15 protein-coding genes and 1 tRNA gene are annotated in these 19938 nt (G+C 68.1%); 10 read left to right on the forward strand and 6 right to left on the reverse strand.

Annotated features, from left to right (window positions below; genetic code table 11):
• Nucleotides 1–89 precede the first annotated feature (89 nt).
• The 3 genes from MLE43_RS14365 to pap all read left to right on the forward strand — a co-directional run bounded on the left by MLE43_RS14365 (nucleotide 90) and on the right by pap (nucleotide 4907).
• The gene (locus tag MLE43_RS14365) at nucleotides 90–1643 is read left to right on the forward strand and encodes a tetratricopeptide repeat protein (protein ID WP_243305251.1); all 1554 of its coding nucleotides are present in this window, start codon (nucleotides 90–92) and stop codon (nucleotides 1641–1643) included.
• 91 nt (nucleotides 1644–1734) lie between these two features.
• Complete coding sequence (locus tag MLE43_RS14370) at nucleotides 1735–3378, forward strand: NAD(P)/FAD-dependent oxidoreductase (protein WP_243305252.1); 1644 nt, start codon at nucleotides 1735–1737, stop codon at nucleotides 3376–3378.
• A gap of 53 nt (nucleotides 3379–3431) precedes the next feature.
• Complete coding sequence (gene pap / locus MLE43_RS14375) at nucleotides 3432–4907, forward strand: polyphosphate:AMP phosphotransferase (RefSeq protein ID WP_243305254.1); 1476 nt, start codon at nucleotides 3432–3434, stop codon at nucleotides 4905–4907.
• A gap of 68 nt (nucleotides 4908–4975) precedes the next feature.
• On the opposite strand, the gene MLE43_RS14380 is transcribed toward pap, so the two are convergent.
• Nucleotides 4976–5803: a pyruvate, water dikinase regulatory protein gene (locus MLE43_RS14380; protein WP_243305256.1), complete on the reverse strand. Its 828-nt coding sequence runs from the start codon at nucleotides 5801–5803 to the stop codon at nucleotides 4976–4978.
• A gap of 22 nt (nucleotides 5804–5825) precedes the next feature.
• Between MLE43_RS14380 and MLE43_RS14385 the strand changes: the two genes are divergently transcribed.
• From MLE43_RS14385 to MLE43_RS14405, 5 genes are all read left to right on the forward strand, one after another.
• Nucleotides 5826–6968 carry a sensor histidine kinase gene (locus MLE43_RS14385; RefSeq protein WP_243305258.1) on the forward strand — a complete coding sequence of 381 codons (1143 nt, stop codon included), beginning with the start codon at nucleotides 5826–5828 and terminating at the stop codon, nucleotides 6966–6968.
• Between the two features lie 21 nt (nucleotides 6969–6989).
• Nucleotides 6990–8699, forward strand: coding sequence for an NAD(+) synthase (gene nadE, locus MLE43_RS14390; RefSeq protein WP_243305260.1), 1710 nt, complete (start codon nucleotides 6990–6992; stop codon nucleotides 8697–8699).
• 79 nt (nucleotides 8700–8778) lie between these two features.
• Nucleotides 8779–8865: transfer RNA gene (locus MLE43_RS14395), tRNA-Leu, on the forward strand.
• 187 nt (nucleotides 8866–9052) lie between these two features.
• Complete coding sequence (locus MLE43_RS14400) at nucleotides 9053–9457, forward strand: bacteriohemerythrin (RefSeq protein WP_243305262.1); 405 nt, start codon at nucleotides 9053–9055, stop codon at nucleotides 9455–9457.
• Between the two features lie 186 nt (nucleotides 9458–9643).
• Nucleotides 9644–12862 (forward strand): TonB-dependent receptor, encoded by a 3219-nt coding sequence (locus tag MLE43_RS14405; protein ID WP_243305266.1) that lies wholly within the window; start codon nucleotides 9644–9646, stop codon nucleotides 12860–12862.
• Between the two features lie 65 nt (nucleotides 12863–12927).
• Here the strand turns inward: MLE43_RS14405 and MLE43_RS14955 are convergent, their stop codons facing one another.
• On the reverse strand, nucleotides 12928–15348 hold the full coding sequence (locus MLE43_RS14955) for an endonuclease MutS2 (RefSeq protein ID WP_275976254.1): 2421 nt from the start codon (nucleotides 15346–15348) through the stop codon (nucleotides 12928–12930).
• Between the two features lie 77 nt (nucleotides 15349–15425).
• On the reverse strand, nucleotides 15426–15632 hold the full coding sequence (gene rpsU, locus MLE43_RS14415) for a 30S ribosomal protein S21 (protein ID WP_026852993.1): 207 nt from the start codon (nucleotides 15630–15632) through the stop codon (nucleotides 15426–15428).
• 144 nt (nucleotides 15633–15776) lie between these two features.
• Here rpsU and MLE43_RS14420 point away from each other — a divergent pair, with 144 nt between their 5' ends.
• Nucleotides 15777–17714: a serine/threonine-protein kinase gene (locus tag MLE43_RS14420; protein WP_243305268.1), complete on the forward strand. Its 1938-nt coding sequence runs from the start codon at nucleotides 15777–15779 to the stop codon at nucleotides 17712–17714.
• Nucleotides 17715–17788: 74 nt separating this feature from the next.
• A complete protein-coding gene (locus MLE43_RS14425) occupies nucleotides 17789–18019 on the forward strand; it encodes a hypothetical protein (protein WP_243305270.1) in 231 nt (76 codons plus the stop codon).
• 59 nt (nucleotides 18020–18078) lie between these two features.
• On the opposite strand, the gene MLE43_RS14430 is transcribed toward MLE43_RS14425, so the two are convergent.
• From MLE43_RS14430 to asd, 3 genes are read right to left on the reverse strand one after another with little or no spacing between them, the layout of a single operon-like run.
• Nucleotides 18079–18330 (reverse strand): hypothetical protein, encoded by a 252-nt coding sequence (locus MLE43_RS14430; protein WP_243305272.1) that lies wholly within the window; start codon nucleotides 18328–18330, stop codon nucleotides 18079–18081.
• A complete protein-coding gene (scpB, locus tag MLE43_RS14435) occupies nucleotides 18327–19001 on the reverse strand; it encodes an SMC-Scp complex subunit ScpB (protein ID WP_243305274.1) in 675 nt (224 codons plus the stop codon). The genes MLE43_RS14430 and scpB overlap by 4 nt, the downstream gene beginning before the upstream one ends.
• The gene (gene asd / locus MLE43_RS14440) at nucleotides 18998–19930 is read right to left on the reverse strand and encodes an archaetidylserine decarboxylase (RefSeq protein WP_243305277.1); all 933 of its coding nucleotides are present in this window, start codon (nucleotides 19928–19930) and stop codon (nucleotides 18998–19000) included. The genes scpB and asd overlap by 4 nt, the downstream gene beginning before the upstream one ends.
• Nucleotides 19931–19938: the final 8 nt, after the last annotated feature.

The following is a 19938-nucleotide window of genomic DNA, read 5'->3' on the forward strand; positions in this document are numbered from 1 at the left end:
CCTGCGCCCGGCCCCGGCGGTTCAAGGAAGGGGGTCCCACTGGGTATGCTCGACGCTGGAGGCGTAGCCATGTCTGTCGCGGCAACATCATGAGAGGCGCCCTCCTCGCGCTGGTCCTCCTATCCAGCCTGGCCCGGGCCCAGGAGCCTTCCCCTGGCGCCATGAGGGCCCTCCTGCCCTCCCTCCAGGGAACGGAGCGGCTCACGGCGCTCCTCAAGCTGGCCAATGCCCTCGAATCCGAACAGCCCCAGGAGGCGCTGGGATTCGCCACGGAAGGTCTCGCCCTCGCCATCCGTGAAGGGGACCGGGAGAAGGAAGCGGCCTTCCTGTCCACGGCCACCTTCTGCTGCAGCCAGACCGGCGATTTCGCCTTGGCCATCGAGTACGGGAAGAAGGCCCTGGCCCTCGGAACGGCGCTCGGAGACAAGGATCGGATCGCCAAGGTCCACAACGCACTGGGGATCACCTACACCTTCGTGGGGGCCTACAGCCAAGCCCTGGAGGAGAGCTTCGAAGCGCTCCGCCTCCGGGAGGAACTGGGCCAGGAGAAGGCCGTCAGCCAGTCGCTGAACCTCATCGGCGTGGTGTACCACCACAGCGGGCAGTACGAAAAGGCCATCGAGTACTTCAACCAGATCCTGAAGCGGGTCGAGGCCAGGCCGGACCCGAAACGCCTCATCCTCGCCAAGCACAACCTCGGCTTCGCCCAGTACAAGCTCGGCCGGCTTGAGGAGGCCCTGAAGAACCACCAGGAGGCCCTGGCACTTTCCACCGCCATCGGCGAGAAGGCCTACATCCCCTATGCCCACCTCAACCTGGGCCTCACCCTTTCCGAACTGAATCAGTTCACCCGGGCGGACACCTACCTCCGCAAGGCCCAGGCGGAGTACCAGGAGCGGGACCAGAAGCACGGGATGGTCCAGGTGCTCCGGGCCAGGGCCCGGCTGGACCTGCTGAGGGGGCGCATCGCGGAGGGCCTTCCCCTCGTCCGGGAGGGCGCGGATCTGGCCCGGACCATCAACGCCCGGGATGAGCTGAAGCTCTGCTACGAGCTCCTGTCCGACCTCCACCAGAAGGCCGGGGACACCGCCGCCGCCTTCCGGTACTACAAGCTGGCCGTCCTCACGCGGGACTCCATCTATTCCGTGGTGGAGAGCCAGAAGATGGCCGAAGCCGCCCTGAAGGCGGCGACGCAGAAGAAGGACCGCGAGATCGAGGATCTGAAGCGGGACAAGCTGATCTCGGACCTGAGGATCGGGAAGCAGCGCTACATCACGTTCATCCTGGTCTCCAGCACCGGCTTCCTCGTGACCCTCGTGCTGGTGCTCGGGACCTACGCCCGGAAGATCCGGGGCCATCGCGCCGCGCTGGAGCTCACCAACGACGAGCTCGCCCGCACGAATGGCGAGCTCCAGGAACGGATGCGCGAGATCAAGACCCTCAGCGGCCTGCTTCCCATCTGCTCCCAGTGCAAGAAGATCCGCGACGACGCTGGCTACTGGACCCAGTTGGAAGGCTACATCTCCACCCGCACCTCGGCCACGTTCTCCCATGGCATCTGCCCCCACTGCGCTCAGGCGCTGCATCTGGAGAGGGCCGAGCGCCAGCGGGCCAAGGTGATGCCTTCGCCCACAGAACCATAGGGCCCCGGACGCTCTGCTCCGCAGGGCGGCTCGGGGCGGCTATCCTGAAACCAGGCCTTGAGTCCCGTGGACTCCTTCCGCCGAGGTTCCCATGCGCTACCTGCTCTCCAACCTGCCGATGAACCTGGGCGAGGAGGCGCTGGACTTGGCTAAGCCGTTGGCCCACGCCCTCGGCGGTGCACCGAAGGACTTCCGGGCCGCGACCCTGGAGCGCCGCAGCCTGGACGCCCGCCACAAGGGAGCCATCCGTTTTCTCACGACTCTGAGTTTCGAGACGGACCGTGCCCTGGACCTGGGCCCGCTGCCCGGCGGGTTGAAGCTGGACCTGGCGCCGGCCCTACCACCCTACGCGGTGGCCCTGCCGCCACGCCGCCCCCGGGTGGTGGTGGTGGGCAGCGGCCCCGCGGGCACCTTCTGCGCCCTGCGCCTCCTGGACTATGGCATCGAACCCATCGTGCTGGAGCGCGGGCCCGCCATGGGTGAGCGCGTGCAGGCCATCACCGGGCTGTGGAAGGACGCGGTGCTGGACCCCGAGGCCAACGCCCAGTTCGGCGAAGGCGGCGCCGGCACCTTCAGCGACGGCAAGCTCACCACGCGCATCGGCCATCCCGCCACGCGCTATGTGCTGGAGGCCTTTGTGCGCTTCGGCGCGAATCCCCGGATCCTCTACCTGGCCAAACCCCACGTGGGCACGGATGTCATCCGCCGCTGCGCCGTGCTGATCCGCAAGGAGGCTGAGGCGCGCGGGGCCCGCTACCGCTTCAAGGCCCGGCTGGCGGACGTGCGCTTCGATGACCGGGGCCGGGTCCGCGCCGCAGTGCTGGCCGACGGCGAGGAGATCCCCTGCGAGGCCCTGGTGCTGGCCCCGGGCCACAGCGCCCGCGACACCTTCGAGATGCTGCACGGGCACGGTGTGGCCATGCGCCAGAAGCCCTTCGCCATGGGCGTGCGGGTGGAGCATCCCCAGGACCTCATCGACCGCTCCCAGTACGGCCCCAGCGCCGGCCATCCCTCGCTGCCCGCCGCGGACTACAAGCTGGTCTGCAACTTCGGCCTGAACCGCGCCGCCTACAGCTTCTGCATGTGTCCCGGCGGCGAGGTCATCCAGTGCAGCAGCGAGCCGGGCGGCGTGGTGGTGAACGGCATGAGCAACGAGAAGCGCGACTCGGGCTTCGCCAACTCGGGCCTGGTGGCCAAGGTGAACACGGCGGATTTCGGCAGCGACCACCTGCTCGGGGGCATGTACTTCCAGCGGAAGTGGGAACAGGCCGCCTTCCGCGCCGCAGGGGAGACCTACGGGGCCCCGGCCATGTCGGTGCTGGATTTCCTCAAGGGCCGCGCCACGGGCCGCCTGCCGCGCACCAGCTTCAAGCCCTTCGCCGTGGCGGCGGATCTCCGCACCTGCCTGCCGGACTTCGTGCGGGACCAGCTGGCGGGGGCCCTGCCTGCCTTCGACAGGAAGATCCACGGCTTCGCCAGCCGGGAGGCCATCCTGCTGGCCATCGAGAGCCGCACCAGCAGCCCCATCCAGCTCCTGCGCGGCGAGGACGGACAGTCGGTGTCGCACCCGGGCCTCTACCCCTGCGGCGAGGGCGCCGGCTTCGCCGGGGGCATCACCTCTGCTGCCGTGGACGGCATCCGCGTGGCCGAATGGATCGCCCAGGCCGCCGGCGCGCCGGTGTTCCAGCCCTTCGAGAAGCAGGTGCGGGCGGGGGATCTGGCGAACGAATACTGAACCTCCGGCCCGGAATCGGCTATCGTGGCCTCCGGAACCGTCCCGGAGGAACCATGTTCGAATCCGCGGAGCTCGGCCACAGGATCACCAAGGACGTGTGGGAACGGGAGGTTCCCCTCCTCCGGGAGGCGCTGCTGGACGCCCAGTACGACCTGTCGGGGGCGAAATTCCCCGTGATCATCCTGGTGGCGGGGGTGGATGGGGCCGGCAAGAGCGAGACCGTGAACACGCTCAATGAATGGATGGATCCCAGGCACATCCAGACGCATGGGCTGGCCGAGCCGACGGACGAGGAACGCGAGCGGCCCCACATGTGGCGCTACTGGCGCCTGCTGCCGCCCAAGGGGACGATCGGGATCTTCGACGGGTCCTGGTACACGTGGCCCATCCTCGAGCGGGCCTACGGTCGCATCAAGACCTCGGACCTGGACCAGGACATGGCCCGGGTGGCGCGCTTCGAGCAGATGCTCATCCACGAAGGGGCCCTGGTGCTGAAGTTCTGGATGCACCTCGGCAAGGAGGCCCAGAAGAAGCGTCTGAAGGGGCTGGAGAAGGATCCCAGGACCCGCTGGCGGGTCACCTCCCGCGACTGGAAGCACTTCGACATGTACGACACCTTCCGGCAGGTGTCGGAGCGGGCCCTGCGGTCCACCAGCACGGGAGATGCCCCCTGGATCGTGGTGGAGGCCGTGGATCCCCACTACCAGCGGCTCACTGTGGGGAAGATCCTCCTGGAGCGGCTGCGGGCCCGGTTGGATCATCCCGCCCCCGTGGAGCCCGCCCGGCCTTCCCAGCCGCCCACCGTTTCCCTGGATGGCATGAACGTCCTCAAGGCCCTGGACCTCTCGAAACGCATCGACAAGAAGGACTACGAGGAGGAGCTGCTCACCCTCCAGGGGAAGCTGAACCTGCTCACCCGCCACCGGAACTTCCAGAAACATGCGGTGGTGCTGGTGTTCGAGGGCGTGGATGCGGCAGGCAAGGGCGGGGGGATCCGGCGGATCACGCAGGCCCTGGACGCCCGCCAGTACCACATCCACCCCATCGCCGCGCCCACGGAGGAGGAGCGGGCCCAGCCCTACCTCTGGCGCTTCTGGCGGCACCTCCCCCGCCAGGGCCGGGTGGCCATCTTCGATCGCAGCTGGTACGGCCGCGTGCTGGTGGAGCGGGTGGAGGGCTTCTGCTCCGAGGCCGACTGGCGGCGGGCCTACAGCGAGATCAACGACTTCGAGGATCAGCTCGTGCGCAACCGCAGCATCCTGCTCAAGTTCTGGCTCTCCATCAGCCAGGAGGAGCAGCTGCGCCGCTTCGAGGAGCGCCAGACGACTCCCTTCAAGCGCTTCAAGATCACCGAGGAGGACTGGCGCAACCGCGAGAAGTGGCCCGCCTACGAGGCCGCCATCTGCGACATGCTGGACCGCACCAGCACCGAGATCGCCCCCTGGACCCTCGTCGAGAGCGAGGACAAGTACTACGGCCGGATCAAGATCCTGCGGACGCTCGTGCAGCGGCTGGAGGAGGAACTGTAGGTATGGTTGTCAGCTGTCGGCTTTCACTGATAGCTGTCAGCTGACAGCTGAGAGCCGACAGCCAGCCCTCACACGGCCCGTTCCTTGCCGAACACGCGATCCAGCACCAGGCCCGCGGTTTCTTCGATGCTGCGGCCGGTGACGTCGAGGATGGGCCAGCGGCGATGCTGCTTGAAGACTTCGTCGGCATAGACCAGCTCGTCGAGGATGTGCCCCAGGTCGCTGTAGTTGTCCGCGCTGCCCGCGGCCCCCAGGCGCTTCAGACGGTAGGCGCGGATCTCCTGGAGCCGGTCGGGCTGGATGGTGAGGCCGACGATCCGGCCCTGGGGAATGGCCTCGAGCTCGGAAGGCAGCGCCACGCCCGGCACCAGGGGCACGTTCAGCACCTTGTAGCCCTCCATGGCGAGATACATGGAGAGGGGGGTCTTGCTGGTGCGGCTGATGCCCACCAGGACGATATCGGCATCCGGCAGGCCGCCCATGTCGATGCCGTCGTCGAACTTCAGGGCGAACTCGATGGCTTCGATGCGGCGGAAGTACTTGTCGCCCACGGCGTGGAAGCTGCCGGGTCGCTCTTCGGGCCGCTCCCGGAGGTAGAGGGCGAGGGTGTCCAGCAGGTTGCCGAAGAGGTCCACCTGGGTGAGCCGCAGCTCCGCACACCGATCCGCCAGGTAGAAGCGCATCTCCCGGGAGACGGTGGTGTGGATGATGACGGCGCGCTTGTCCGCTGCCATCTGGAGCACCCGGTCCATGTCCTCCTTGGAGCGGACATTCTGGAACCGCCGCACCAGGGCGGAGCTTTCGCCCTTGGAAAACTGGGTCAGCGCCGCCTGGACCATGCGCTGGGCGGTCTCGCCGGACCCCCCCGACACCACGTAGATGGGCTGCCTGTCCATGGAAAGAGCATACCCTGGGGCGATGGAACCCCTGTCCCGTACCCTCGTGTGGCTGGCCATGGCCCTCCCGGCCGGGGTGGCCGTCGGCGGCGCGGCCCTGGTGCTCACGCGCTGGGCGCGGATCCACCGCCGCGCCAAGGCGGATCCCGAGGCGCTCCTGCTCTCCGCGGTGTCCGGCAGCCTGAGGGAGCGGGGCGAACTGGCCCATTCCCTGGGCGAGCTGCGCACGGTCCACGAGCGGCTGCTGGACGTGCTCCCCGTGGGCGTGCTCTGGGTGGATCAGCGCCAGCGCCTGGCCGCCCTGAACCGGCGCGGGTGCGATCTGCTGGGGGTCCGGCCCGGTGTCGTGGGCCTGGAGGCGGCCTTCGTGCTGGAGCCCTTCCCCTGGCTAAGGGAGGCCCTGGGCCGTGAGCCCGGCCCCGCCTGGCGCTGTGCGGCCGGGGGCCGCCGCTGGCGGCTCCAGCGCATCGAGGCCCCGGACCGCATCGGCGCCCTGGTGCAGTTCGAGGACGTCACCGAGGCCGAGGCCGAGGACCACCGCCGGCAGCTGCGGGAGCGGTTCGCGGAGCTGGGCGAGATGACGGCCGGGGTGGCCCACCAGCTGAAGAACGGCTTGGCGGTGCTCAAGGGCCGGGGACAGATGCTCAAGCGGGCCGGCCACGACGAGACGGCGGAGGCCCTGCTGGAGGAGACCGAGGAACTGGAGCGCCTCGTCCAGCGCTTCCTCCAGTGGGCGAGGCCCCTGGTGCCGGCCGCGGAGCCGCTCCGCCTCGAGGAGGCCGCCGCCCAGGCCGTGTCCGAGTTGAAGCGCCGCCCGGTGAGCCAGGGCCGCCAGCTGGTGGCGGAGGGAGAAGGGGGGGCCACGGGGGATGCCTCGCTCCTCCATCAGGCCCTGGTCAACCTGCTGGAGAACGCCTGCCAGGCCACGCCGCTCGGAGGCCGGATCCTGGTGCGGGTCGCCGAAGGGCGGGTGGACATTCTGGATGGCGGCCCGGGGCTTTCGGAGGATACGGCGGTCCGCATGCTCAGGCCGTTCGAGAGCGGCCGGCCGGACGGCACCGGCCTGGGCCTTCCGCTGGCCCTCAAATGGCTCAACGCCCAGGGGGCCGACCTGCGCCTGGTCCCCCGCCCCGAGGGCGGCACCTGCGCGGAGATCCGCTGGTAGGGAGGCTGGTAAGTTGATGTCATGAAGATCGCGCTCCTCCAGCTCAATGCGCGCCTCGGCGACCCCGAGGGCAACGGCCGCGTCCTGGAGGCGGCCTATGTCGAGGCCGTGGCCGCGGGGGCAGACCTGGTCCTGGCCCCGGAGCTGGCCATCCCCGGCTACCTGGCCGAGGACCGGCTGTGGGAGCCCGGCCTGCGGCGACGCATCGAGCGGGAGTCCCACCGCCTGGCGGCTCTGTCGGGAGCCGCGCCGCTGCTGTTCGGGACGGCCCGCCCGGCCCCATCCGGCCGCCTGTGGAACGAGCTGTGGTGGTGTGAAGGCGGGACCCTCCGCCACTGCGCGCACAAGCGGGTGCTGCCGAGCTATGACGTCTTCGACGAGCATCGGTACTTCGAGCCCGATCCCTCACCGCAGCCGCTGGTGGCCTTCCGGGATCAGCGCATCGGTCTCTCCATCTGCGAGGATCTCTGGGCGGATCCGCAGCTGGGCAACGCGCCGGTGGACTATGGTCTGGATCCGATCGCGGACTTGGCGGCCGCCGGTGCCACGCTGATCCTCAATGCCAGCGCCAGTCCCAGTGGGCTGGGGAGCTACCTGCCCGCGGGCCGCAGCGCCCCCTGGGCGATCCCCTCGAAGGATGCCCAGCGCCGCCGCCTGCTGCCGGGGCTGGCCCAGAAGTACGGGATCCCCATCGCCTATGCCAGCCGGGTCGGGGCCGAAAGCTGGCTGCTCTTCGATGGCGGCTCGGGCCTGGCGCTTCCCGATGGACGGTGGCAGGGCTGTGAGCCGTTCCATGTGGGGCAGGTCATGACCGACACGGGACTTGCCGGCGATGCCTGGTCCTCCGTGGCAGAGGGATCCTGGCTGCGGACCGCGCTGGTGATGGGAATCCGGGACAACCTGGCCAAGCAGGGGCTCGAAGCGCTGGTGATGGGACTTTCCGGAGGCATCGACAGCGCCGTGGCCGCCGCCCTCGCCGTGGAGGCCCTCGGCGCCGATCGCGTGCTGGGAGTGGCCCTCCCCACGCGGTTCAGCAGCGGAGAGAGCTCCAGTCTCGCCGAACAGCAGGCCCGGCAGCTGGGCATGGGCTTCCTGAACATCAATGTGGACGAGCCCTTCGCAGGGTTCACCGCGGCGCTGGAGCAGGCCCTGCCCGGCCGCACCTTCAGCCTCACGGACGAGAACCTGCAGAGCCGGTGCCGCGGCAGTCTGCTCATGGCGCTGACGTCCGAGCCGGAGGTCCACCGGCGGCTCGGCACCGGCCGCGTGGCCGTGGTGAACACCGGCAACAAGAGCGAGGCGGCCACGGGCTACTTCACCCTCTACGGGGATGGCATCGGCGCCTTCGCGCCTCTGGGGGACTGCCTCAAGGCCCGGGTCTACGCCGTGGCGAAAGAGCTGGGCGGGGCGGTGCCCCGCGGCGTGGTGGAGCGTCCGCCCACGGCGGAACTGCGTCCGGGCCAGACGGACGAGGCCAGCCTCCTGCCCTACGCCCAGCTGGATGCCATCCTGGGTGCGGCCCTGGAGGCCCAGCGGCCCGAGGAGGGCCTCGCCGATGACCTGGCCTTGTTGTTGGAAGGGCGCGATCTGGATCAGGCAAGGGCCGCGCTGCCCCGCATCCTGGGCCTCCTCCGCCGGACGGAGTTCAAGCGGCGCCAGCTGCCCTTCGCCTTCAAGGTGAGCCCCAAGGCCTTCGGCGCGGGGAGGAGGATCCCCCTCACGGCGGATTGACAGTCTCCGGGGGCCGGCGCTGCACGGCTCGTCCGGGCCTTTCGCAATCCTGCATGGCCGCGCTATCCTGGGCCTTCTGGCCGGTGTGGCGAAATGGCAGACGCGACGGACTCAAAATCCGTTTCCCCCTAAAGGAGTGTCGGTTCGAGTCCGACCACCGGTACCATCGTTCGGGCCCCACAGGGGCCCGAACCAGGAAATAAGCGCATAATCTTCTTGATCAGAACATCCTTGAAGTCTACATTCGGCTGTCTGCTAGCCGTATCAAGAACGCAACCTGATGGTGGATCGCCTGCAGCTGGCGACCCCTGAACTGATCGCCCTGTTTCCCGCCGTGAAAAAGGATCTGGACCATGGATGTTGTTTGGAACACCCGCTACAACACCGGCATCCAGATCATCGATGAGCAGCACCAGGAACTATTCGCCACCGTCGACTGCCTGCGGAACTCCATCCAGTCTGGTGCGGAGCAGGGGGAGGTCGAACGGCTCCTGGCCACGCTGGTCAGCCACTCGGAGCGCCACTTCGCCACGGAGGAGTCCTTCATGGCGCGCTACGGCTACCCCGACCTGACCCAGCACATGTCCGAGCACGCTTCGATGCTGACGAGCCTCCATGAACTGCTCGACAAGTTCCGGGAAAGCCCCCATGCCCTTGCCCTGATGGTCCCGACCTTCATGGAAGGCTGGCTGAAGCACCACATCAGCGATGGGGACTTCGGCTTCGTGACCTTCCTGAAGTCCAGGAATCTCGCCTGAGCCATCCCGGGTTGTAACTGTTGGATGAAGGTTGTCGACCATCTCTGGGAATTTCTCGGGGAAAAAAGGCACTTGAGTCGCCGTATAGGAATCGGGGATCCTTGGACTTTCCATGCCACGGATGCACCGGAATAAACCGGGCTCCGCAATTCATAGGCGGCCAATTTTCTGGCCTCAGGAGCGACGATGACTCGACGCTGGACAACCCTCACGCTGACGGCCCTGGCCTGCGCCACCGTGGCCTCGGCCCAGACCACCTCCACCGCCGGCGCGGTGCGGGGCGTGGTGAAGAACACGGCCGGCCAGGCGGTATCCGGCGCCACCCTCTCCCTGCGGAACCGCGAGACGGGCCTGGCCCGCACGGCCGCGACCAATGCCGGGGGTGAGTACCAGATCGGGCTGCTGCCTGTGGGGACCTATGAGCTCACCGTCACCGCCAATGGCATGCGCAGCCTGAAGGACACCAATGTCCAGGTGCTCCTGGGCCAGAACACCATCGCCAATTTCCGGCTGGACGTGGCGGAGGCCTCCGCGATGGTGGAGATCGTGGGCGTGTCCGGCGGCGTGGACACCAAAGAGACGAACGTCATGACCAGTGTGGATGCCGCGGTGATCGAGGCCGTCCCTCTGGTCAGCCGCAACTTCACGGACGTGGCCAAGCTTTCCCCGGGAGTGGTGTCCGGCAACAACGGCCGCCTCGTCGTCGAAGGCGGGCGCCAGATCTTCAACGCCATCCAGATCGATGGTGCGAGCACGAACTCCGCGTTCTTCAACGAGCAGCGCGGTGGCGTCTATACGCCGTTCATCTTCGGCGCGGACACGATCAAGGAACTCCAGATCGTCACCAATGGCTACGACGTCCAGTACGGCCAGGCCGGCGCCACCATCAATGCGGTGACCAAGACGGGCACCAATGAGTTCTTCGGCAGCGCCCTGTACCAGATCCGCCGCACCAGCTGGAGCGCCCGGCCGAAGCCCGTGCCCTACGATCCCAGCCACACCTTCAACACACCCACCAACCTCCAGAGGTTCAACGACTCCACCAACGTGAACTTCAACGTGGGCGGGGCCCTCGTGAAGGACAAGCTCTGGTATTTCATGGGGGTTGAGCGCTACACCAAGAGCATCACCGCCAATCCGAATCCGACTTCGCTTGGGCAGAGCAAATTCCTGGCTGACGGGGTGACTCCCAATCCGGCGTACACCTCGGGCATGGGGCCAGAGGACTTCAACAACCTCGTGGCGAGCCCACTGGGGGGCGTACTGACCAACCGGAACGGCCTCACCCTGGCCCAGGAACTGGGCAATCCCAAGGCCGGCATCCCCCCGCACGCCTATCCCATGGAGAACACCAACACGGTGTACTTCGGCCGCCTGGACTATTCGCTGAACGAGAACCACCGGTTCGTCCTGCGGATGAACTACCAGACGATGACGGACACGCTGAACAACACCAGCGCCAACCCCAACAACGCCGAGAGCAACAACATCCCCACCAAGACGAACTCGATCAGCTGGGTGGTCGAGGCCAACGACATCTGGACCAACGAGCTGTTCACGGAGAGCCGCCTGCAGATCGCCCGGGAGGCCCGGCCCATGCGGAACAACTCGGTTCCGGGCGTCCCCTCCCTTGAAGTGCCCACCACCGCCAGCTTCATGGCCTTTGGCACCAAGACCTCCACGCCCCGCGAGAGCAACGAGAACACCCAGCAGTTCTTCAGCGCGACCACCTGGAACCACGGCGACTTCCAGGTGAAAGGCGGCGTCGACCTCATGAAGGTCGATGTGGATAACCAGTTCTTCCAGAACAATGCCGGTCGCTTCCAGTTCGGCACCTACGGCGCCGCAGCCGATTGGGCCAACGGGACGCTGGGCGACCTGAACACGCCTCCGGTCCCCCCGAACCCCGACTACAACAAAGCCAACCCCATCACCTACAGCGGGGCCGTCAGCCCCTACAACGGCCGCATCCAGATGTGGACCAAGACCAACAGCGTGTTCGGCCAGGTCCAGTATTCGGGCCTGCTCGACAAGCGCCTGACTCTGACGGCGGGCCTGCGGACCATCAACCAGTCCTTCTCGGACAACCCGGCGCCCAACCCCAACTTCCAGGGGCTGGACCAGGCCAGCGGCGCCAGCGCCGTGGACCCCCGGTTCGCCTTCAGCTTCGACGTGGATGGCCGGGGCAAGACGGTGGTCCGGGGCGGCTACGGCTCCTTCAGCAGCCCGACCCCGCTGCTGCTCCACTCCAACACCATGACGGGCAACGGCCAGATCATCACCAACTACAGCTTCTCCCTCAACCGCGCCAATGCCGCGAACCTGGCCCTGTTCAACTCGGGCCTGCTGAGCGCCTCGAACCTGATCAGCGGCAGCTCGATGCGGAAGGCCACCGACGCCGAGCTCGCCACCATCGCCGCCATGCCGATCTTCACGGCCGGCGCCTCCTCCACCTCCCTCTGGGATCCCGAAAACAAGCTCTCCCGCTCCAAGAAGGCCAGCCTCGGCGTCGAGCACGACCTCGGCAACAACCTGGTGGTGGGCCTGACGGCGACCTATGTCCGGTACGAGAACCTGCAGCGCTTTGAGAACATCAACCTCGGCCAGACCGGCGGCCAGGCCTACAACGACGGCTATGCCCCCGGCATCGACGCCTGGAGCATCGCGACCCGCCCCAACTACGCGGTCATCCGTGGCCACCGGGTGGACTTCAACAAGGCCGCCGTCACGCCCGGCAATCCGGTCGGCGGCTTCAGCGATGTCTACCTCGTCAAGACCGACGGCTGGGGCCACTACCGGGGCCTGAGCTTCTCGGTCAAGAAGACCTGGGATGAGAAGACCGGTGTCATCGGCAACGTGACCTACTCCAAGGCCCAGGACACCGGATCGTTCGAGCGGGGCACCTACACGTCCTCCGGCCCGAACTTCAGTAGCGAGCTCGGCGCCTCCCTCACGCCCAATCCCCAGTACCCCGCCTCCAACTACGGCTACGGCGACAGCGACCGTCGCTGGGTCGCCAATGTGGTGGCCTACTTCCCCATCCTCTGGGGCGTGGAGGGCTCCGTGCGCGGGCTCTACCAGAGCGGCCTGCCCTACTCGGCCTACCTGGGCAATGACGTGAACGGCGACGGCATGGCCAACCACTTCGCCCCGGGGCACACCCGCGGCGACGAGCGGCAGCCCGGCTACACCCAGTTCGACCTCCGCCTGAGCCGCAACTTCAAGGTCTACGGCAAGCTCCAGGTGGAAGGCATCATCGACATCTACAATCTGTTCAACAAGGCCGACTTCAGCGTCCGCTCCCCCAATGGCTACATCATCACCAACGCCGAGTTCGGCCAGCTCGGGACCGTGACCAAGGACAAGACCCGCGAGCTCCAGGTCGGCGTCCGCGTCAAGTTCTGATCCGGCCCTGGATCCGAAGCAGAAGGCCCCGCACCCGCGGGGCCTTCTTCATGCGGTGGGCAGGCTCACTTCAGCGTGATGACGGTGGCGCCGGCTCCGCCCTGGTTCTGGGGGGCGTCCTCCACCCGGGCGATGCCGGGGTGCCCGCGCAGAGCCTCGCGGACCGCGGCCTTCAGCCTTCCGGTGCCGTGGCCGTGGACGATGCGGACGAAGCGCCGGCCTGCGGCCAGGGCTTCCTCGACGAAACGGTAGACCTCACTGTCCACGTCATCGCTGGCCCGGCCGATGAGGTTGATCTCGGAGTCGATCTCCTGGGCTTCGGCCCGCACCCGCACCTTGCCGGTGGGTTTCGGCGCCGCCTCCCGCGCCCCGATGGGTTCCAGTTCGCCGAGGCGGCACTCCAGGCGGCGGCCCTGGGGCGTCTCCAGGGTGGCCCGGTCCCCCTTGAGGGAGACGACCTTGCCTTCGACGCCCAGGCCCCGGTGACGGGCGTACCCGCCCTCCCGGACCTCCTTGGGGGCGGTGGTCTGTGGCTTGGCGCCCCGCGGCGCCAGCTCGGCCTCCGCCAGGCGGGTAAGCTGCTTCACCCGTTCGTGGGCCTCGGTGCCCAGGCGGTCGGCGTTCACGGCGGCAGCCTTCTGGCGCTCCTTCAGCTCCTTCACCAGCCGCTTGCCCTCATGGTCGAGGAAGTCCAGCACCCGGGCCACCTTCTCCTTGGATTCCTGCTGGAAGGCGTCGCGTTCGGTCCGCAGCTTCGCCTCCCGCTGGCGGAGGATCTCCCGGTCCTTCTCGACGGCGGCCGTCTGCTGGCGCAGCGTCTCGGCCTCCTCCAGCAGGCGGGTGCGCTCCGCCTCCAGCTCCCGCAGGAAGTCCCGCCAGTCCTGCTCCCGCTTGCCCAGCACCCTGTCCGCATGGTCGAGCACGGCCTTGGGCAGACCCAGCTTGGCGGCGATGGTGAGGGCCCGGCTCTGGCCCGGCTGGCCCACCAGCAGGCGGTAGGTGGGGGCCAGGCGGTCCTCGTCGAACTGCACGGAGGCGTTCTGGAACCGCGTGTGCCGCAGGGCCCACTGGCTGATCTCGCCCAGATGGGTGGAGCAGAGGATCCAGCAGCGGCGCCGGGACAGGGTCTGGAGCATGGCGATGCCCAGGGCGGCGCCCTCCTTGGGATCCGTGCCCGTGCCCAGCTCGTCCAGCAGCACCAGGCCGCCGTCATGGACGTTTTCCAGGATCTTCTTCAGATGCAGGACATGGCTGCTGAAGGTCGAGAGGCTTCCCGTGATCGTCTGGTGGTCGCCGATGTCCGCGTGGAGGCTGGGCAGGGCGGGGAAGCTGGAGCCTTCCTTCGCCGGCACGGCGCAGCCGCAGGCGGCCAGCACCGAGAGCAGGCCCACGGTCTTCAGCACCACGGTCTTGCCGCCGGTGTTCGAGCCCGAGATGACGAGGCCCGGCTTCTCCGCCTCCAGCACCAGGTTCAGGGGCACCACCGGGTGGGCCAGCGGTTCGAGGCCCATGGCCTCCCGCACCGCGGGCAGCAGCATGGGGTGGCGGGCGTCCAGCAGGCAGAGGCGGCCCTGCTTGGGATCCGTTTCCACGTCCGGCAGGCGGCCGTCGCAGAGGGCGGCCCAGCGCAGGAGGGCGAGGCCCTGGTCCGCCTGGGCCTGGAGGTCCCGCCAGCGGGCGAAGTCCTCCCGGCGGCCCCGCAGCTCCGCCAGCAGGTCCCGCAGGAAGGCCTGCACGGCCTGGGCGTAGTCGCGGTCCGCTTCCACGAAGGCGTTGTTGAGGGGCACGGCTTCCATGGGCTCGATGAAGACCGTCGCGCCGCTGCCGCTGCGATCCAGTACCAGGCCCGGCACGAGGCTGCGCCGCTCCTGGCGCACGGGCAGGCAGAAGCGCCCGTTGCGCTCGACGATGGTGGCCTCGTTGAAGGCGTCCGGGGTGCCCCGCAGCAGCTTCTGGAGCTTGGCCTGGACGGCCTGGAAGGCGTCCTGGCGCCCGCGGTGGAGGCTGGCCAGGGCCGGGATGCGCAGGGGGTCCAGGCGGCCGTCCGCATCGAAGCTCTTTGTCAGGCGCTCGGCGATGGGCGCGGGGTCGGGAAGGAGGGCCGCCGTCACCTGGAGGCGGTCGATGCCCAGGTGCGTGCCCGCCGGCGCCGGGCGGGCCTCGGGCCAGGGCAGGGCGGCCAGGCTCTGCAGCAGGCGGGCCATGGCCCTCAGGCCGTCCCGAAGCTGGCGCCAGTGCTCCGACAGCAGCCAGCCTGCCGGGTTCAGCAGCTCGTCCAGGGCCTCGTCCATGGGCAGCACCGGCAGGAGATCCGGCGACTGCATCCAGAGGTCCTGCAGCTCCATCTGGTGCAGCCGCCGCAGTCCCGCGAGCCCGTCCCAGGGCTGCATGGCCCCCAGGGCCGCCCGGGCCGGCGCCGTGCGGGCCCCCGACTCGATCAGGCGCACCGCATCGGGGAATTCAAGGGCATGGAGTTCAGGGTTCATGGGCGACATCTTCAGCCTTCAGTAAAACAAAAGGCCCGCTTCCGCGGGCCTTTTTCGAGAGGAAGCGGAGCTTCATCTCATCCGATCATGCGGCGCTCCTGAGCGAGGCGCTTCAGGGTCTTCTTACGGGCGGCGAGCATCTTGCGCTTGCGCTTGGTGCTGGGCTTCTCGTAGTGCTGGCGCTTCTTCAGCTCGCTGAGAATGCCGGACTTCTCGCACTTCCGCTTGAAGCGGCGAAGGGCGAACTCGAAGGTTTCGTCTTCTTTGACCTTGACCAAAGGCATATGGATGCACCTCCTTTCCCGTGGATTTCAGCTGGGCTGCAGGGCAGCACCGGACCGAACGAAAAGTCTACCTCAACACTGGGGTTATGGCGAGGAGGAAAGCCTCTGGTTACCCTTAACCCTCACTGCTTCTTCTGGATGACCATGCGGCGCCCTCTCCTTCTCATCGTGGACGGCGAGTCCTTGCGGACTCCCGGCCTGGTGTCTGCCATGGAAGGCGATGGCTGGGAGGTCCAGTGGATCCGCCACGACGGGTCGGAGGACTTCCTCCAGGCAGGCCTGGATCCGGATCTGCTGCTGCTGGATTCCTCCGCCCCCGGCGGGGCCGGCAGCGAACTGGTGCGGCGGCTCCGCGAGCGGAACCCCCGGCTGCCGGTCCTGGTGGTGACCGAAGGCCCCGGGAACGGGGAGGAGGCCGGGGCCGACGTGCAGGAATACCTGGAGCGCACGCGGCCCGATGGTGAGATCGCCGCCATCCTCCGCCGCTATCGCCCTGGAGCCGCCAGGCTCAGCACGCAGGACATCTTCGGCGACCTCCTGGCGGACTTGGAGGGCGGCCTGGACTTTGTTCCGACCCAGCCGGGATCCGAAGCGCCGGCGGCGCAGCCCCCCCTCAGCGCCGCGGACATCTTCGGCGAGGTGATCGAGGAGGTGGAAGCACTGCCCGAACCCGCTCCGGCCAGGACCCTGGTGCGGGTGGCCCCGGCGCTGGCCTCGATGTCAGGCTCGGCGCCGACCCCCTCCCTGCCGCCGGCGTCGCCCCTGGGCCCCTCGGACTTCACGCTCAGCGGCATTTCCGGAGTCCATGACCCCTTCGCCTGGTCCGGCGGCCCGGCGGGCGCCCCCGAGGCTCCTCCTGCGCAGGAGGCCAAACCCGCGGCCGTGGGAACGCCGGACATCCTGGAGGAGTACGGGAACTACTTCCTGCTGGAGAAGATCGCCATCGGCGGCATGGCAGAGCTGTTCAAGGCCCAGCAGCGGGGTGTGCAGGGCTTCCAGAAGATCGTGGCCATCAAGCGCATCCTGCCGCACTTCAGCGACAACGAGGACTTCGTCACCATGTTCATCGACGAGGCCAAGCTGGCAGCCCAGCTGACCCACCCGAACATCGTGCAGATCTTCGACCTGGGGAAGGCCGGCAGTTCGTACTACATCGCCATGGAGTATGTGAATGGCCGCGACCTCCGCACGCTGCTGCGGAAGGTTCGGGAATACGGCCTGCCCTTCCCGGAGCAGGTGGCGGCCTTCGTGGTGATGAAGGTGGCTGCCGCCCTGGACTACGCCCACCGGAAGCGGGGGTTCGACGACCGCGAGCTGAAGCTGGTCCACCGGGACATCAGCCCCCAGAACGTGATCCTCTCCACCGAGGGCGCCGTCAAGCTCGTGGACTTCGGCATCGCCAAGGCCGCCAGCAAGGCCAGCCACACCGTGGCGGGGGCGCTCAAGGGGAAGCTGCTCTACATGAGCCCGGAACAGGCCACGGGCCAGCCCCTGGACAACCGCTCGGACCTCTACTCGCTGGGTCTGGTCCTGTTCGAGCTGCTCACGGGCGAGCGCTGCTTCCAGGCAGACTCGGAGCTCGGCGTGCTCGAGAAGGTGCGCCTCGGCCGGGTGTCGGACCTGCTCGCGCTGAATCCGAAAGTGTCGAAGGAGATGGTGGCCATCGTGAACCGGGCGCTCCAGAAGAGCGTGGACCATCGCTATCCCTCGGCGCGGTTCATGGAGCGCGACCTGCGCGACTACCTCCAGCGCCTGGGTCCGCCCATCACCGAGCACGACGTGGCGGAGTACATGCAGACCCTGCTCAACGGGACCCCCGAGAACCTCGAGAACCTGATCGCCTCCCGGTTTCCGCCACCCGCGGGCTTCACGAGCGGGACCCACCGCAATCTGGCGCTCCAGGCGGACACGGCCATCCGGAAGGTCCCCCTGGCCGCCGAGACGCTGGATTCCGACCTGGAACCCCTGGAGCCCCTCGAGCCGATCGAAGAGATCCCGCCCCGGCCGCGCTGGCTGTTGCCCGTGATTCTGGGCCTTTCGGCGATCCTCGTGGCCCTGCTGGCCATCGCCCGGTGGTCATGACCCAGTGGTCCTGAACAGGCGATCTGGATAAGATCACCCTTTCCGAACAGTTTCGCCGCCCCCAGGGAGCACCCATGGATCTGAGCCAGGATCAGAAGGCCTTCTACGAGACCACCCGCGAGCGCTGTCGCTCCGAGGTGTCCCAGATCAACAACACCATCGCTTCCGAAGTGCAGCGCGTGAAGGAACTGCTCACCAGCCTGAGCAACCGCAAGACCGCCGTGCTCCAGATGTACGGCGCCGCCTGCGAAGTGCTGGGCGAAGAGAACGATCTCGCCGAAGAATCCATCGATATCGAGTTTTAGCTGTCTGCTATCAGCTATCAGCTATCAGCTCTCAGTCACTGACAGCTGATAGCTGACAGCTATTCATGAACCCGCATCAGCGGCGCTGCGCACTTCTGGCAGTTGCTCTGGTGGGGGGGATTCTTTTTCCCGCAGTGGCTGCATACCAGGATGTGGGCGCGCTTGCGGCGCCAGATCCGCAGGTAGAGCACGCCGAGGAGCACGACCAGCAGGCAGCCCTTCTGCCAGGACTGGAGGACAAAGCCCGTGGGGGTCTCGGCCTTCGGCTTTTCAGGCTGTCCCTGGAGGCTGAGGGTGGTGTCCTGGTTCATGGTTCGAACCCTTCCTCGGGCAGGTCTTCGATCGTCTCCATCGCGTCCTCCCCGAAGAGCCCGCCTTCAGGCATCGGCGGTTCGAGCGCGGCCAAAGCCTGGGCTTCCAGGCGGCCTTCGCCGAAGTCGTCCAGCCGCGGGAGGTCATGCAGGCTCTTCAGGCCGAAGTGCAGGAGAAAGGCCTGGGTGGTGGCGTAGGTCATCGGCCGGCCCACCACGGGCTTGCGGCCCGCGGGGATGATGAGCTGGCGCTCCAGAAGGCTCTTCACCTGGTTGGCGCTGCTGGTGACACCCCGGATGGCGTTCAGCTCCGTGATGGTGACGGGCTGGCGGTAGGCGACGATGGCCAGCGCCTCGATCTGCGCCGGCGTGAGCTTGCCGCTGCGCGTGGTGGTCACCAGCCGGGCGACCATCTCCCGGTAGAGCGGGCTGGTGGCCATGCGCCACCCGCCGCCCACCTCGAGGAGGCGCAACCCGCTGGCGCCGCTCAGGCGTTCTTGCAGTTTCTCGATGCCCTGCTGGAGGGCGCCGTCCCCCAGGCCCGTGAGCTCCCTCAACCGGGCCAGGTCCAGCACCTCGCCGGCCGCGGTGAACAGGGCCTCGAGGGCGCCCGGCAGGTCGCCGCCCTCATCCCAGAGGGGCTCCTGGTTGAAGATATCGGTCTCGTTCACCGGTACGCCCCCAGCCGCTGTCCCACCTTCACGCTGCCCTCCGTGCGGAGTGGTGCCCAATCCCTGGCCCTCGGCCCGCCGATGAGCAGGACCACGGTGGAGCCGAATTCGAACGTGCCGAGATCCTCGCCCGGCGCGCAGGGCAGCAGGTTCACGGGGAACCCGCCATCTTCCGGCAGGCTCCGGCCTCCAAGCCAGCGGGCGTCGATGACCACCCCGCCCACGTGCGTGGCGCCGACCAGCACGGCGGCCACCTCGAGACCTTCGCAGGTGCCCGCGCCCAGGGCGGTCCAGACCGCGCGCCGGTTGCGCTCATAGAGGCGGGGGATGGCGCCGGTGCTGGCGTCGTTCACGGGCCAGAGTTCACCCTCCACGCGGCTGACGGCCGTGACCTTGCCTTCCAGGGGCACGTGGATGCGGTGGTAGTCCTTGGGCGACAGGTAGAGGGTGAGGTACTGGCCGCCCTCGAAACGATCGGCGCCCCGCTCATGCTTCAGGAGTTCGGAGAGGCGGTAGGGCAGGCCCTTGGCCTGGATGGCCGTATCGGCCTGGATGCGGCCGCTGGCGATGATGCGGGCGTCCACGGGGCTGTTCAGTGCGCCGGGCAGGGGCGCGTCCTGGGGGCGGAGGCCCGCCTTGAGGCGCCGCGTGAACAGGGCCTGGAGGCTGGGGTAGTCCCCCAGGGCGTGCTCGGCTTCCTCGAGGTCGATGCCGAAGTGCCCCGCGAACCGGCCCAGCAGCGGCTCGCGCCAGGCGTGCGGCAGGGAGCGGGCCGCGGCCCAGCCCACCACCCGTGAGCCAAGCTTCTTGGGGTACAGACCCAGCAGCCTCAGGGAGAAGGGGCCCGGTGTCCAGAGTAGGACGTAGGCCACCCAGAGCAGGGCTAGGACGAGCGCGACGCGCGCGGGCTGGGGCCAGGTCAGATGCATCGCCACAG

It is taken from the genome of Geothrix oryzisoli (genome assembly GCF_022808865.1).
GTDB lineage: Bacteria > Acidobacteriota > Holophagae > Holophagales > Holophagaceae > Geothrix > Geothrix oryzisoli.

Coding starts and splice junctions, on each gene's coding strand:
- MLE43_RS14425 (WP_243305270.1), top strand. CDS start 17,789: ATGGATCTGAGCCAGGATCAGAAGGCCTTCTACGAGACCACCCGCGAG.
- MLE43_RS14385 (WP_243305258.1), top strand. CDS start 5,826: ATGGAACCCCTGTCCCGTACCCTCGTGTGGCTGGCCATGGCCCTCCCG.
- MLE43_RS14430 (WP_243305272.1), bottom strand. CDS start 18,330: ATGAACCAGGACACCACCCTCAGCCTCCAGGGACAGCCTGAAAAGCCG.
- MLE43_RS14400 (WP_243305262.1), top strand. CDS start 9,053: ATGGATGTTGTTTGGAACACCCGCTACAACACCGGCATCCAGATCATC.
- pap (WP_243305254.1), top strand. CDS start 3,432: ATGTTCGAATCCGCGGAGCTCGGCCACAGGATCACCAAGGACGTGTGG.
- MLE43_RS14405 (WP_243305266.1), top strand. CDS start 9,644: ATGACTCGACGCTGGACAACCCTCACGCTGACGGCCCTGGCCTGCGCC.
- MLE43_RS14955 (WP_275976254.1), bottom strand. CDS start 15,348: ATGAACCCTGAACTCCATGCCCTTGAATTCCCCGATGCGGTGCGCCTG.
- nadE (WP_243305260.1), top strand. CDS start 6,990: ATGAAGATCGCGCTCCTCCAGCTCAATGCGCGCCTCGGCGACCCCGAG.
- MLE43_RS14365 (WP_243305251.1), top strand. CDS start 90: ATGAGAGGCGCCCTCCTCGCGCTGGTCCTCCTATCCAGCCTGGCCCGG.
- asd (WP_243305277.1), bottom strand. CDS start 19,930: ATGCATCTGACCTGGCCCCAGCCCGCGCGCGTCGCGCTCGTCCTAGCC.
- MLE43_RS14370 (WP_243305252.1), top strand. CDS start 1,735: ATGCGCTACCTGCTCTCCAACCTGCCGATGAACCTGGGCGAGGAGGCG.
- MLE43_RS14380 (WP_243305256.1), bottom strand. CDS start 5,803: ATGGACAGGCAGCCCATCTACGTGGTGTCGGGGGGGTCCGGCGAGACC.
- MLE43_RS14420 (WP_243305268.1), top strand. CDS start 15,777: ATGCGGCGCCCTCTCCTTCTCATCGTGGACGGCGAGTCCTTGCGGACT.
- rpsU (WP_026852993.1), bottom strand. CDS start 15,632: ATGCCTTTGGTCAAGGTCAAAGAAGACGAAACCTTCGAGTTCGCCCTT.